This is a genomic window from Streptomyces sp. NPDC102462 (genome assembly GCF_044765425.1).
Lineage (GTDB): Bacteria > Actinomycetota > Actinomycetes > Streptomycetales > Streptomycetaceae > Streptomyces.
In genome coordinates this window covers 180,315-194,685 of sequence record NZ_JBIWKB010000008.1, presented here as the reverse complement: position 1 = coordinate 194,685, position 14,371 = coordinate 180,315, and the positions used below count along the sequence as shown (strand labels likewise).

Below are 14,371 nucleotides of genomic sequence, written 5' to 3'. Positions count from 1 at the left end.
CACACCACAGCGGGGCCACCGCGGCCGATACCCGCCGGTCCACCATGCCCCCGCAGCAGCACACCGCGCGGCACCGGCGGCCGTCGTACGAGCGGACCACCACGGGCAGCTCCACGGCGCTCGCGAGCCCGCCGGCCCGGGCCGGCGCCGTCAGCCCCGCTCCGCGGGCGTGGCGCCAAGCCAGGGGACGGACGACACGGCCGGTAGCCCCACCGTGCCGTGCGCCAGGCGCGCGTGCGGGGCGCCGGGAGAAGAGCCCAGGGCCGGCGTGGAGCGGGACGCTCAGGTTCGGGTGAGGCCCGCTACGAGTTCGTCCGCGGCGCTGTAGGGGTCCAGGTCACCGGAGGTGACTCGTTCCGCGAGGGTGCTCAGGTGGCGGTCGCCGTGCAGGTCGCCGATGCGTTCCCGCAGGGCCGTGACCGCGATCGTCTCCACCTCGCGGGCCGCGCGGGCCAGCCGGCGCTCCGCCAGCACTCCCCGCTCCTCCATCCACGCGCGGTGCTTCTCCAGCGCCTCCACGACCTCGTCGACGCCCTCCGCGCGGGACGCGACCGTCTTCACGATGGGCGGCCGCCAGTCGCCGGGCCCGCGCGCCTCGCCCAGGCCGAGCATGTGATTCAGCTCGCGGGCCGTGGCGTCGGCGCCGTCCCGGTCGGCCTTGTTGACGACGTACACGTCACCGATCTCCAGGATGCCCGCCTTGGCCGCCTGGATGCCGTCGCCCATCCCCGGGGCCAGCAGAACGACGGACGTGTCGGCCTGGGAGGCGATCTCCACCTCCGACTGGCCGACCCCGACCGTCTCGACGAGGATCACGTCGCAGCCCGCGGCGTCCAGCACCCGGATCGCCTGCGGCGCGGCCCAGGCGAGCCCGCCCAGATGCCCGCGGGTCGCCATGGAGCGGATGTAGACGCCGGGGTCGGAGGCGTGCTCCGACATCCGCACCCGGTCGCCGAGCAGGGCCCCGCCGGAGAAGGGCGACGAGGGGTCGACGGCCAGGACGCCGACCCGCCGGCCCAGCTTGCGGTACGCCGTCACCAGCGCCGAGGCCGATGTCGACTTGCCGACGCCCGGGGAGCCGGTGAGCCCGACGACGTAGGCGCCGCCGGTCAGCGGCGCGAGCGCCGCCATCACCTCCCTCAGCTGCGGGGACGCCCCCTCCACCAGGGAGATCAGCCGGGCCACGGCCCGCGGCCGGCCGTCCCTGGCCTGGGCCACCAGAGAGGAGACGTCCTGCATCACTGCTCCGTTCGCTCGCTACGACGTGCTCGGCATGCCCGCGGCCCTCCGCCGTACGGGCCCCGTCATGCCTTCGGTACCCGCACGATCAGCGCGTCACCCTGGCCGCCGCCCCCGCACAGCGCCGCCGCGCCGGTCCCGCCGCCGCGCCGCTTCAGCTCCAGCGCCAGGTGCAGCACGAGCCGCGCACCGGACATACCGATCGGGTGACCCAGCGCGATGGCGCCGCCGTTGACGTTCACCTTTTCGGTGGATACTCCAAGATCCTTCATTGACTGCACCGCGACGGCCGCGAACGCCTCGTTGATCTCGATCAGATCGAGGTCGGCGACCTCCAGGCCCTCCTTCTTCAGGGCGTGCCGGATCGCGTTCGACGGCTGCGACTGGAGGCTGTTGTCCGGACCCGCCACGTTCCCGTGCGCACCGATCTCCGCGATCCACTCCAGGCCCAGCTCCTGCGCCTTGGCCTTGCTCATCACCACGACGGCCGCGGCGCCGTCCGAGATCTGCGAGGCGCTGCCCGCGGTGATGGTGCCGTCCTTGGCGAACGCCGGGCGCAGCCGGGCCAGCGACTCCACGGTGGTGTCGCCGCGGATGCCCTCGTCCTGGCTGAACAGCACCGGGTCGCCCTTGCGCTGCGGGATCTCCACCGGGGTGATCTCGGCCTCGAAGACGCCGTTCTTGCGGGCCGCGGCGGCGCGCTGGTGGGAGAGGGCGGCGATCTCGTCCTGCTCCGGACGGCCGATGCCCAGGCGGGTGTTGTGCTTCTCGGTGGACTCGCCCATGGGGACGTTCTCCCACGGGTCGGTCAGGCCGTCGTACGCCATCGCGTCGAGCAGTTCGACCGCGCCGTACTTGTAGCCCTCGCGGGACTTCGGGAGCAGGTGGGGGGCGTTGGACATGGACTCCTGGCCGCCGGCCACCACGATGTCGAACTCACCCGCGCGGATCAGCTGGTCGGCGAGGGCGATGGCGTCGAGCCCGGACAGGCACACCTTGTTGACGGTGAGCGCCGGCACGCTCATCGGGATGCCGGCCTTGACCGCGGCCTGGCGGGCCGGGATCTGGCCGGCCCCGGCCTGGAGCACCTGGCCCATGATCACGTACTGCACCTGGTCGCCGCCGATCCCCGCACGGTCGAGGGCGGCCTTGATCGCGAAGCCGCCGAGGTCGGCTCCCGAGAAGGACTTGAGCGAGCCGAGCAACCGCCCCATCGGCGTACGGGCACCCGCGACGATGACGGAGGTCGTGCTGTTCGTTGCTGACATGAGGTGCGATCCCCTTCCAGCTGCACAGAAGCTGAGGAGTGAACGAGGGTTTACTTCGAATGTACTGAGGGGTGGTCGCGGCCGTCATCGGCCTTTCCGTGTGATCGCGCGCACGTTGCGTAACCACCTCCGGAGCGCTGCACTGAACTCATGCTGACGCGAATCGACCACATCGGGATCGCCTGCCACGACCTCGACGCGACCGTCGAGTTCTACCGGGCGACCTACGGCTTCGAGGTCTTCCACACCGAGATCAACGAGGAGCAGGGCGTACGCGAGGCCATGCTCAAGATCAACGATACGTCCGACGGCGGCGCTTCGTACCTCCAGCTCCTGGAACCGGTCCGGGAGGACTCCACGGTCGCGAAGTGGCTGGCGAAGAACGGCGAGGGCGTCCACCACATCGCCTTCGGCACACCGGACGTGGACGGGGACGCCGCCGCCATCCGCGGCAAGGGCGTACGCGTCCTGTACGACGAGCCCCGGCGCGGCTCCATGGGGTCCCGGATCACCTTCCTGCATCCGAAGGACTGCCATGGCGTCCTCACAGAACTGGTCACTTCGGCGCCTGTTGAGTCACCTGAGCACTGACCCGCGTACATAGGGGCCGGTAGGGTTGGGGGCGGTCGCCCTCGAAGGCCGGGCGGCGGCCGCATGCCGGGGTCCGGGTTTCGGGGGACGAGCATCGGGGCAGCAGCCCGTGCTCCGCCGTTGATCTGACACCATTCCCCGGGGGCCCCGTTCGGCGGACGGACGGTGCTCGTTCGGAGAAACTTGCGACCAGGGGACGGATGGGACCGCGCAGTGCGGGGCTACGAGAGCCAGGAGCGAGAGCCGGCGGCTGACGTCGACCACCTCTCTCGGTTCGAGGCCGAGATGAAGCGGCTGAAGACCGAGCGGGAAAAGGCGATCCAGCACGCCGAGGACCTCGGCTACCAGGTCGAGGTGCTGCGCGCCAAGCTGCACGAGGCGCGGCGCACCATCATGTCCCGGCCGGCGTTCGACGGCGGTGACCTCGGCTACCAGGCCGAGCAGCTGCTGCGCAACGCCCAGATGCAGGCCGACCAGCTGCGCCAGGACGCCGAGCGGGAGCTGAGCCAGGCCCGGGCCCAGACCCAGCGCATCCTCCAGGAGCACGCCGAGCAGGCAGCCCGGCTCCAGGCGGAGCTGCACCAGGAGGCGGTCACCCGGCGCCAGCAACTCGACCAGGAGCTGGCCGAGCGGCGGCAGACCGTCGAATCGCACGTCAACGAGAACGTGGCGTGGGCGGAGCAGCTGCGCGCCCGTTCCGAGGCGCAGGCCCGCCGCCTGCTCGACGAGTCCCGCGCCGAGGCGGAGCAGGCCATGGCCGCGGCCCGCGCCGAGGCCGAGCGGCTGACCGCCCAGGCCAGGCAGCGGCTCCAGGCCGAGGCCGAGGCCGCGCGCGCGGAGGCGGACCAGCTGCTGCGCCGGGCCCGCACCGACGCCGAGCGGCTGCTGAACGCCGCGTCCACGCAGGCCCAGGAGGCCACCGACCACGCCGAGCAGCTGCGCTCCGCCACCGCCTCCGAGTCGGACGCGGCGCGCCGGCAGGCGAGCGAGCTGAGCCGGGCCGCCGAGCAGCGCATGGCGGAGGCCGAGACCTCGCTGCGCGAGGCGCGCAGCGAGGCGGAGAAGCTGCTCGCCGAGGCGAAGGAGGCCGCCGCCAAGGCCCTCGCCGGCGCTGAGGCGACCAACGAGCAGCGCACGCGTACGGCCAAGGAGCAGGTCGCGCGGCTGGTCAGCGAGGCCACGAAGGACGCGGAGCACACCCGGGCCGAGGCCGAGCAGATCGTCGCGGACGCCCGCACCGAGGCCGAGAAGATCGTCGCCGAGGCCGGCGAGAAGGCCCGTACCGTCACCGCCGAGGAGGCGGCCTCCCAGCTGTCGAAGGCGGCGAAGACCGCCGAGGACGTCCTTGACAAGGCCGCCGAGGAGGCCAAGCGGACCACCAAGGCCGCGGCCGAGGAGGCCGAGCGGATCCGCACCGAGGCGGAGAGCGAGGCGGACCGGCTGCGCGCCGAGGCGCACGACATCGCCGAGCAGCTGAAGGGCGCGGCGAAGGACGACACCAAGGAGTACCGGGCCAAGACGGTCGAGCTGCAGGAGGAGGCGCGCCGGCTGCGCGGCGAGGCCGAGCAGCTGCGGGCCGACGCGGTCGCCGAGGGCGAGAGCATCCGCGCCGAGGCGCGGCGCGAGGCGGTCCAGCAGATCGAGGAGGCGGCCAGGTCCGCCGAGGAGCTGCTGGCCAAGGCCAAGGCGGACGCGGACGAGCTGCGCCAGACGGCCACGACGGACAGCGAGAAGGTCCGTACGGAGGCCATCGAGCGGGCCACGACGCTGCGCCGGCAGGCCGAGGAGACCCTGGAGCGCACCCGCAAGGAGGCCGAGCGGCACCGCGCGGAGGCCGCCGAGCGGGCCGAGGCGGTCACGGCGGACGCCGAGCAGGCCGCGCGCGAGCTGCGCGAGGAGACCGAACGGGCCGTCGAGGCGCGGCGCGAAGAGGCGGCCGAGGAGCTGACCCGGCTGCACACGGAGGCCGAGGAACGGCTCGCCGCCGCCGAGCAGGCGCTGGACGACGCCCGTGAGGAGGCGGCCCGGCTGCGCCGCGAGGCCGCCGAGGAGACGGAGCGGCTGCGCACCGAGGCCGCCGAGCGGATCCGCACGCTCCAGCAGCAGGCGGAGACGGAGGCCGAGCGGCTGCGCACCGAGGCCGCCGCCGACGCCTCCGCGTCCCGCGCGGAGGGCGAGGCCGTCGCGGTGCGGCTGCGCTCGGAGGCCGCCGCCGAGGCCGAGCGGCTCAAGGCGGAGGCGCAGGACACCGCCGACCGGGTACGGGCCGAGGCGCAGGCCGCCGCCGAGCGGCTGGGCACGGAGGCGTCGGAGACGCTGGCCGCCGCGCAGGAGGAGGCCGCCCGGCGCCGCCGTGAGGCCGATGAACTCCTCGGCGCCGCCCGCCAGGAGGCCGACCAGGAGCGGGAGCGGGCCCGCGAGCAGAGCGAGGAGCTGCTGGCGTCGGCCCGCAAGCGGGTCGAGGACGCGCAGGCCGAGGCGGTCCGGCTGGTCGAGGAGGCCGACCGGCGCGCCACCGAGATGGTCTCCGCGGCCGAGCAGCACGCCCAGCAGGTCCGGGACTCCGTCGCGGGGCTGCACGAGCAGGCGCAGGAGGAGATCACCGGCCTGCGCTCGGCGGCCGAGCACGCGGCGGAGCGGACGCGGCGGGAGGCCGAGGAGGAGGCGGACCGGGTACGCGCCGACGCCTACGCCGAGCGTGAGCGGGCCGGCGAGGACGCGAGCCGGATGCGGCAGGCGGCCCAGGAGGAGACGGAGGCGGCCCGGACGCTCGCCGAGCGGACGACGACGGAGGCGATCACCGAGGCGGAGCGGCTGCGTACGGAGGCGTCGGCGCACGCCCAGCGGGTGCGCACCGAGGCGTCGGACACCATCGCCGAGGCCGAGCAGGCCGCCGCGCGCACCCGTGCGGAGGCCCGCGAGGACGCCAACCGCATCCGGTCGGACGCGGCGACGCAGGCGGACACGCTGATCACCGAGGCGCGCAGCGAGGCCGAGCGGCTTCAGACGGAGACCATCGCCGAGGCCGACCGGCTGCGCGCGGACACGGCCGCGGAGGCCGAGCGGGTGCGGGCCGAGTCCGTCGCCAAGGCGGAGAAGCTGATCGCGGACGCGAGCGGGGACGCGGAGCGGCTGCGTGCCGAGGCCGCCGAGACCGTCGGCTCCGCGCAGCAGCACGCCGAGCGGATCCGCTCCGAGTCGGAGCAGGTCAGGGCGCGGGCGGAGGCGGAGGCCGAGCGGCTGGTGTCCACGGCGCGCGAGGAGGCCGACCGGACGCTGGACGAGGCCCGCAAGGACGCCAACAAGCGGCGGTCCGAGGCGGCCGAGCAGGTCGACACGCTCATCACGGAGACCACGGCGGAGGCCGACAAGCTGCTCACCGAGGCGCAGCAGCAGGCCCACAAGACCACCGCGGACGCCGAGGCGCAGGCCGACACGATGGTGGGCGCGGCCCGTCAGGAGGCCGACCGGCTGGTGTCGGAGGCGACGGTCGAGGGCAACTCGATGGTGGAGAAGGCCCGTACGGACGCGGACGAGCTGCTGGTCGGCGCCCGCCGGGACGCCACCGCGATCCGGGAGCGCGCGGAGGAGCTGCGCGTGCGCCTGACCAACGAGATCGAGGAGTTGCACGAGCGGGCCCGCCGCGAGGCCGCCGAGACGATGAAGTCGACCGGTGACCGCTGCGACGCGCTCATCAAGGCCGCCGAGGAGCAGCTGGCCAAGGCCCAGGCGAAGGCCAAGGAGATCGTCTCGGAGGCCAACTCCGAGGCGGGCAAGGTCCGTATCGCCGCCGTCAAGAAGGCCGAGGGGCTGCTCAAGGAGGCCGAGCAGAAGAAGGCCACGCTCGTCAAGGAGGCCGAGGAGCTGAAGGCCGAGGCGATCCGCGAGGCCCGGCGCACGGTCGAGGAGGGCAAGCGCGAACTGGAGATCCTGGTGCGCCGCCGCGAGGACATCAATGCGGAGATCTCCCGTGTCCAGGACGTCCTGGAGGCGTTGGAGTCCTTCGAGGCCCCGTCGTCCGGCAAGGACTCAGGGGTCAAGGCGGGCGCCACGGTCGGCGCTCCCCGATCGGGTGGCAAGTCGTCAGAAGGCTAGCGGGCCAGGAGCGTTCCGGTATGTTGTGGGCTCTTTGCCCAGGTCTTTGGCAAGCCGTCTGCCGGTTCGCCACTCAAAAGGGGTGTCATTCTCCAGATCAAACACGCATCCGCTCGATGACACACCGCTTCGGCCCCTAGGATTCCCCCTATCACCTCACCGGTCTCTTTCGACAGGAACCCCATGAGCGACACTTCCCCCTACGGCTTCGAGCTTGTGCGGCGTGGGTACGACCGCGCTCAGGTGGACGAACGGATCTCCAAACTCGTCTCCGACCGTGACAGCGCGCTCACCCGCATCACCGCTCTGGAAAAGCGCATCGAGGAACTTCACCTCGAAACGCAGAACGCCCAGGCACAGGTCAGCGACGCCGAGCCGTCGTACGCAGGTCTCGGCGCGCGGGTCGAGAAGATCCTCCGCCTCGCCGAGGAAGAGGCCAAGGATCTGCGCGAGGAGGCCCGCCGGGCGGCCGAGCAGCACCGCGAGCTGGCCGAGTCGGCGGCCCAGCAGGTGCGCAACGACGCGGAGTCGTTCGCGTCCGAGCGCAAGGCCAAGGCCGAGGACGAGGGCGTCCGGATCGTCGAGAAGGCCAAGAGTGACGCCTCGCAGCTGCGTGCCGAGGCGCAGAAGGACGCGCAGTCCAAGCGCGAGGAGGCGGACGCCCTCTTCGAGGAGACCCGCGCGAAGGCCGCACAGGCCGCCGCCGATTTCGAGACGAACCTCGCCAAGCGCCGCGAGCAGTCCGAGCGGGACCTGGCGTCGCGTCAGCAGAAGGCCGAGAAGCGTCTCGCCGAGATCGAGCACCGGGCGGAGCAGCTGCGTCTGGAGGCGGAGAAGCTGCGCACGGACGCCGAGCGCCGCGCCCGCCAGACGGTGGAGACGGCCCAGCGCCAGGCCGAGGACATCGTGGCCGACGCCAACGCCAAGGCCGACCGCATCCGCTCGGAATCCGAGCGCGAGCTGGCGGCGCTCACCAACCGCCGCGACAGCATCAACGCCCAGCTGACGAACGTCCGCGAGATGCTGGCCACGCTCACGGGCGCCGCGGTGGCCGCGGCCGGCTCCCCCACCGAGGACGAGCCGATCTCCCGCGGTGTGCCGGCCCAGCAGTCCCGGTAACGCTCGGCGTACGCCGGCTGAACAACGCGAAGCCCTCTGTCACTGCGGTGGCGGAGGGCTTCGTCCCGTCTTAGCGTGTCCGCATGATCGAGCTGGAGGGGTTGACCAAACGGTACGGCGACAAGGCCGCGGTGCAGGACCTCACCTTCACCGTGCGGCCGGGGATCGTCACGGGTTTCCTCGGGCCCAACGGCGCGGGCAAGTCCACGACGATGCGGATGATCCTGGGGCTCGACCACCCCACCGCGGGCGACGTCAGGATCGACGGCAAGCACTACGACCAGCTGAAGGACCCGCTGACGTACATAGGGGCGCTGCTGGACGCGAAGGCCGTGCACGGCGGGCGGAGCGCCTACCACCATCTGCTGTGTCTGGCGCAGAGCAACGGGGTCCCCACGCGCCGGGTGACCGAGGTGCTGGACACGGTGGGGCTCACGGCGGTGGCCCGGAAGAAGGCCAAGGGGTTCTCGCTCGGCATGGGGCAGCGGCTCGGGATCGCGGGGGCGCTGCTCGGCGATCCGCGGATCCTGATGTTCGACGAGCCGGTCAACGGGCTCGACCCCGAGGGCATCCACTGGATCCGGAACCTGATGAAGTCCCTGGCCGCCCAGGGCAGGACGGTGTTCGTCTCCAGCCATCTGATGAGCGAGATGGCGCTGACGGCCGATCACCTCGTGGTCATCGGACAGGGGCGGCTGCTCGCCGACACCTCCATGGCGGGTTTCATCCAGGAGAACTCGCGCTCCTACGTCCGGATCCGCACCCCGCAGCGCGAACGGCTGCTGGACGTGCTGCACGAGGCCGGGATCGCGGTCGTGCAGGCCGGTGGCGGGGTGCTGGAGGTGGAGGGCGGCAAGGCCGAGCGGATCGGCGAGCTGGCCGCCCAGCACGGGGTCGTGCTGCACGAGCTGAGCCCGCAGCAGGCCTCCCTCGAGGAGGCGTTCATGCAGTTGACGGCGGAGTCGGTGGAGTACCACGCGCACTCCGACACCACCCCGGTCCCGCGGGACTGGGGTGCCGACTGGAAGGGAGCCTGAGCCATGACGACCGCACAGGTCATCCGGTCCGAGTGGACGAAGATCCGGTCCGTGGCGTCGACGGTGTGGACGCTGTCCCTCGCCGTGGTCGTCACGCTCGCCCTCGGCATGCTGATCTCCGCGCTGTCGCGCAGCCAGTTCGACGACATGTCCGCCCGGGACCGGCTGTCGTTCGACCCGACCTATGTGAGCTTCGCCGGCATGAGCCTCGGTCAGCTCGCGATGATCGTGTTCGGGGTGCTGGTGGTGTCGAACGAGTACAGCACCGGGATGATCCGGGTCTCGCTGGCCGCGGTGCCGCGGCGCGGCACGTTCCTGTTCAGCAAGATCGCGGTGGCCGCAGGTCTTGCGCTCGCGGTGGGCCTGGCGACCAGCTTCGCCGCGTTCTTCCTCGGGCAGGCGATGCTCGGCTCCCACCGGACGCAGCTCGGCGAACCCGGAGTGCTGCGGGCCGTGATCGGCGGCGGGCTCTACATGACCCTGATCGCGGTGTTCTCGATGGGCGTCACCGCGATGCTGCGCTCGCCGATGCTGTCGCTCGGCATCCTGATGCCGTTCTTCTTCCTGATCTCGAACATCCTCGGCAGTGTCAACGCGACGAAGAAGGTCGGCCAGTTCCTGCCCGACCAGGCCGGCAACCGGATCATGCAGGTGGTCCCCGGGGTCGACGACGACACCCCGTACGGGCCCTGGGGCGGTCTCGGCATCATGGTGCTGTGGGTGCTCGCGGCCGTGATCGGCGGTTATGTCCTGCTGAAGCGGCGGGACGCCTAGGTCCTGTCGTCAAACTCCCGTCGTTCGCCCGGAGGGCGGGCCCTGCGGCGTCGTGGGGGTCCCCCCTGGTCGAGCGGAGCCGAGAGCTTGGGGGAGCGTGCTCTCGGTGTGCCGGGCACAGGTCCTCGTACTGGACGTACTTGGGCCTGTGACCGGTGCGGCGAGAGTGCGTGCATGGCGTCGCAGGGCAGGCGGGGGTTTGACGACAGGGCCTAGTGACATCGGGCCTTTGCTGTGTCTTGGGCGGAACCGTCAGCGCCCGGATAAGCTCCTAACCCTTACGGGGGCGTGTGCCCCGCCGTCCTGAAGTTATCGAGGACCTTCCGATGAGGACCGGAGCATGATCGAGGCTGTCGGCCTGACCAAGCGCTACGGCGACAAGACCGCCGTCCACAATCTTTCCTTCCAGGTGCGGCCGGGAGCCGTCACCGGCTTCCTCGGGCCGAACGGCTCGGGCAAGTCGACGACCATGCGGATGATCCTGGGTCTGGACAACCCCACCGCGGGCTCGGTGACGATCGGCGGCTTCCCCTACCGCAAGCTGCCCAACGCCGCCCGTCAGGTGGGCGCGCTGCTCGACGCCAAGGCGGTGCACGGCGGCCGGCACGCCCGCAACCACCTGCTGTGCCTGGCCCAGCTGTCCGGTATCCCGGCCCGCCGCGTGGACGAGGTGCTCGGTGTCGTCGGTCTCCAGGACGTGGCCAAAAAGCGCTCCAAGGGCTTCTCGCTCGGCATGGGGCAGCGGCTCGGCATCGCGGCGGCGCTGCTCGGCGACCCGCAGGTGCTGCTGTTCGACGAGCCGGTCAACGGGCTCGACCCCGAGGGCATCCTGTGGGTGCGCAATCTGATGAAGGCGCTCGCCGCGGAGGGGCGGACGGTGTTCGTCTCCAGCCACCTCATGAGCGAGATGGCGCTGACCGCCGACCATCTGATCGTCATCGGGCGGGGACAGTTGCTCGCCGACATGAGTGTGACGGACTTCATCTCGGCCAACTCGGCCGACTTCGCGCGCGTGCGGACCCCGGACACCGAACCGCAGCTGCGCGAGAAGCTGACCTCCGCGCTCACCGAGGCGGGCGGGCACGTGCTGCCGGAGCAGGACGGCGCGCTGCGCGTGACGGGGCTGCCGCTGCCCCGTATCAGCGAGCTGGCGCACGAGACCGATGTGCGGCTGTGGGAGCTGTCGCCGCACCAGGCGTCGCTGGAGGAGGCGTACATGCGGATGACGCAGGGCGCCGTGGACTACCGCTCCACCATCGACCAGAAGGCCGGGCTGCAGCAGCCGCTGCCGCCGGGCGCGCAGCCGCCGATGCCGGTGCCGGGCCAGGGCCAGCCGGGCTGGTACGCCCCGCCGCCGCCCCAGCAGGGCGGTCAGCCGTTCGCGGTGCCGCCGGGGCAGCAGGCGCCGGGCGGTGCGCCCGCGGGGCCCTACGGCGGGCAGCAGGCGGGGGCGTACGGCGCTCCGGCGGGCGCGCCGAACCCGTACGGCGCCCCGGCCGCGGCGGCGCCCGGCCCGGGGCAGCCCAACCCGTACGCGCAGTCGGCCCCGCAGCCGCCCCAGGCGCCGCCCGCCGCGGGCACACCGGCCCGGCCGGCCGGGACGCCCGCCCAGCCCGCGGCCGCGCCCGCCCCGGCGGCCGGGGCACCCGCACAGCCCGCGGCGCCGGCCGCCGAGCCGGTGCAGTCCGCGGCGCCCGCCGCCGCTCCCGTCTCCGCCGACCCGACCAAGCCCGAGGACGCCCGATGAGCACCCACCAGCCCCCGATGCCCCAGGCGCCGCAGGCGGCCATGGACGCGACCGACTGGCGGCCGGCTCCGGGCGGCTCGTTCCCCGGCTACACCTCGCCGATCCCGGTGGTGCGCACCCACCTCGGGCATGCGGTCGCCTCCGAGTGGACGAAGATCAAGTCGGTGCGTTCGACGATGTGGACGCTCGGTGTGTTCGTCCTGCTCGTGATCGGCGTCGGGCTGCTGGCCGGGGCGCTGGTCAGCGGCACGTCCTCGAGCATGTCCGGCGAGAACCCGCTGGCGCTCGGCTTCTTCGGGCTGCTGCTCGGCAGCATGTGCATCATCACGCTGGGCGTGCTGACCACCGCCTCGGAGTACGGCACCGGCATGATCCGTACGACGACGACGGCCTGCCCCTCGCGGGTGCGGGTGCTGGCGGCGAAGTCGCTCGTGTTCTTCGTCGTCGCCTTCGTCGTCACGCTGGTGGCCACCTTGGTCGTCGCCCTGGCGCAGACGTCCATGCTGGACAGCGTCCCCGGTGCCCGGACCCCGTCCGGCGGGGAGTGGCTGAAGGGCACGGTGGGCGTCAGCCTGTACATCGCGCTGCTCGGGCTGCTCTCGCTGCTCGTCGGCTCGATGATCCGGCATTCGGCGGGCGCGATCACCATCATGATCGGTGCCCTGCTCGCGCCGCTGGTGATCGCCCTGTTCATGTTCTCGTCGTCGCTGGACAAGGTGCGCGAGGCGCTGTTCGAGTACTCGATCCCGAACCAGCTGAGCGTCTTCTACGCCAACTCGCTGAGCAATTCGGGCCCCTCGGGCTGGGACCCGCTGTGGATCGCCCTGGGCGTGACGGCGGTCGCGTTCGGCGCGGCCTGCCTGCTCCTGGAGAAGCGCGACGTCTGACCCCGGGGGCGACGTGGCCTAGAACCGCGGTGCGTTACGGGACCGCTGCGCCCGAGTGGTGCGGCGGTCCTTCGCGTTCCAGCAGGCCTTGTGCCAGTGGCGGCGGTCGTCGACGCCCGCGTGCTCCGGCCAGGCCACCACGTGCGGGAGGCCGGAGGGGATGACCTGGTCGCAGCCGGGGCAGCGGTAGGTCTTGCCCTCGGCGCTGGCCCCGGCGACATGGCGCACGCTCCAGCCCTCGCCCTGCCACTGCTCCGTGGACTGCCAGCCGCCGTAGCGGCCGGCGCGGTCGTCCTCGGCGCTCCGGCCGGAGGAGGTCGCGCCCTTGGGGTCCTTGGGCCGGTTGCGACGCGGGGACACGGGACACCTCACGGGGCTATACAGGATGCAGGGACTGTGTCCAGCCTACGCGGCCCGCACGGGGGTACGCGAAGGGTTGCCAAAGCACACAAGTCGCCCACCACAGCCCTGCATTCTGCAGACAATCGGCAAATCCCGTCGCCAGGCCGTGTCCTCGGCACGTGTCAGCGGGTTATGCCGGGTGGGGGAGCTCCGCGTCGGAGCCAGGAAAGCAGGAAACGCAATGCAGGTTGGAAGTTTTGTGCTGGCCGCCCAGTTCCCTGGGCAGGGCCAGGGGGAGGCGCTGCACCGGGCTGTTCGCTCGACGCAGGTCGCCGAGGAAGCGGGGCTCGACGCGGTCTGGCTGGCCGAGCACCACTTCGTGCCGTACGGCACCTGCCCGTCCGCGATCACCCTGGCGGCGCTGCTGCTGGGCCGCACCAGCCGCCTCAGGGTCGGCACGGCGGTCAGCGTGCTGCCCACGGTCCATCCGGTCGCCCTCGGCGAACAGGCCGCGCTGCTGCACGTGACGAGCGGCGGGCGCTTCACGCTGGGCGTCGGCCGCGGCGGCCCCTGGGTGGACCTCGAGGTGTTCGGCTCGGGGCTCGCCGCGTACGAGCACGGTTTCCCGGAGTCACTCGATCTGCTGGTGCGCTGGCTGCGCGAACCGGCGGTCGCGGCCTCGGGCGAGCGGTTCGCCTTCCGTGAGGTCCCGGTCGTGCCGCGCCCCGCGGAGGCGCTGACGGACGTGCCGGGCCCCGAGGTCGTGGTGGCCTGCACCTCCCCGGCGAGCGTCCGGCTGGCGGCCGAGCGCGGGCTGTCCATGCTGCTGGGGATGCACGTCGGGGACGAGGAGAAGGCCGAGATGGTCGCCCTGTGGCGGCGGCACGCGCGCGCGGCGGGGCGGTCCGCCGACGAGATCGCCGGTGCCGCCCATGTGTCGGCGGGCGTCTGCCAGATCGCCGACCGGCGCACCGAGGCGGTGGAGACGCTGCTGAAGGCGATGCCCGGTTGGCTGAAACAGGGGCTGGAAGCGCATGTGACGGTGGACGGCCGGGTGCGTGCGATGCGCGATCCCCTCGCCTACACCGAACTGCTCTGCGGGCTGCACCCGGTGGGCACCCCGCGGCTGTGCGCGGACCGGCTCGCGGCGACGGCGGAGCGGACGGGCATCTCCCGCTTCGCCCTGCTCGTCGAGGGCTCGGGCGACCTCGCGACGACCGAGGAGAACGTACGCCGGCTGGGTACCGAGGTACTGCCGCAACTGCGCTGACG

The 14,371-nt window shown here is 72.5% G+C and carries 11 protein-coding genes; 8 read left to right on the top strand and 3 right to left on the bottom strand.

Going from position 1 to position 14,371, the window contains the following annotated elements; translation table 11 throughout:
- Positions 1 to 282: 282 nt before the first annotated feature.
- On the bottom strand, positions 283 to 1,239 hold the full coding sequence (gene meaB / locus ACIRFL_RS10165; protein ID WP_404026076.1) for a methylmalonyl Co-A mutase-associated GTPase MeaB: 957 nt from the start codon (positions 1,237 to 1,239) through the stop codon (positions 283 to 285).
- 65 nt (positions 1,240 to 1,304) lie between these two features.
- Positions 1,305 to 2,507: an acetyl-CoA C-acetyltransferase gene (locus ACIRFL_RS10160; RefSeq protein WP_404026074.1), complete on the bottom strand. Its 1,203-nt coding sequence runs from the start codon at positions 2,505 to 2,507 to the stop codon at positions 1,305 to 1,307.
- A gap of 150 nt (positions 2,508 to 2,657) precedes the next feature.
- On the opposite strand from ACIRFL_RS10160, the gene mce reads away from it, so the two are divergent.
- From mce to ACIRFL_RS10125, 7 genes are all read left to right on the top strand, one after another.
- Positions 2,658 to 3,098, top strand: coding sequence for a methylmalonyl-CoA epimerase (gene mce, locus ACIRFL_RS10155; protein WP_404026073.1), 441 nt, complete (start codon positions 2,658 to 2,660; stop codon positions 3,096 to 3,098).
- Between the two features lie 213 nt (positions 3,099 to 3,311).
- Positions 3,312 to 7,193, top strand: a complete 3,882-nt coding sequence (scy, locus tag ACIRFL_RS10150; protein WP_404026071.1) for a polarized growth protein Scy — start codon at positions 3,312 to 3,314, stop codon at positions 7,191 to 7,193.
- Between the two features lie 183 nt (positions 7,194 to 7,376).
- Positions 7,377 to 8,312, top strand: a complete 936-nt coding sequence (locus tag ACIRFL_RS10145) for a cellulose-binding protein (RefSeq protein WP_404026068.1) — start codon at positions 7,377 to 7,379, stop codon at positions 8,310 to 8,312.
- Between the two features lie 83 nt (positions 8,313 to 8,395).
- Positions 8,396 to 9,349 carry an ABC transporter ATP-binding protein gene (locus tag ACIRFL_RS10140; protein WP_404026066.1) on the top strand — a complete coding sequence of 318 codons (954 nt, stop codon included), beginning with the start codon at positions 8,396 to 8,398 and terminating at the stop codon, positions 9,347 to 9,349.
- Positions 9,350 to 9,352: 3 nt separating this feature from the next.
- On the top strand, positions 9,353 to 10,123 hold the full coding sequence (locus ACIRFL_RS10135) for an ABC transporter permease (protein ID WP_404026063.1): 771 nt from the start codon (positions 9,353 to 9,355) through the stop codon (positions 10,121 to 10,123).
- A gap of 340 nt (positions 10,124 to 10,463) precedes the next feature.
- Entirely contained in the window at positions 10,464 to 11,870 is a 1,407-nt protein-coding gene (locus tag ACIRFL_RS10130; protein WP_404026062.1) for an ABC transporter ATP-binding protein, read from the top strand.
- A complete protein-coding gene (locus ACIRFL_RS10125) occupies positions 11,867 to 12,757 on the top strand; it encodes an ABC transporter permease (protein WP_404026059.1) in 891 nt (296 codons plus the stop codon). The genes ACIRFL_RS10130 and ACIRFL_RS10125 overlap by 4 nt, the downstream gene beginning before the upstream one ends.
- A gap of 18 nt (positions 12,758 to 12,775) precedes the next feature.
- Here ACIRFL_RS10125 and ACIRFL_RS10120 read toward each other — a convergent pair whose 3' ends face one another.
- The gene (locus ACIRFL_RS10120; protein WP_404026057.1) at positions 12,776 to 13,117 is read right to left on the bottom strand and encodes an ATP/GTP-binding protein; all 342 of its coding nucleotides are present in this window, start codon (positions 13,115 to 13,117) and stop codon (positions 12,776 to 12,778) included.
- Positions 13,118 to 13,340: 223 nt separating this feature from the next.
- Here ACIRFL_RS10120 and ACIRFL_RS10115 point away from each other — a divergent pair, with 223 nt between their 5' ends.
- On the top strand, positions 13,341 to 14,369 hold the full coding sequence (locus ACIRFL_RS10115) for an LLM class flavin-dependent oxidoreductase (RefSeq protein WP_404026054.1): 1,029 nt from the start codon (positions 13,341 to 13,343) through the stop codon (positions 14,367 to 14,369).
- Positions 14,370 to 14,371 lie beyond the last annotated feature (2 nt).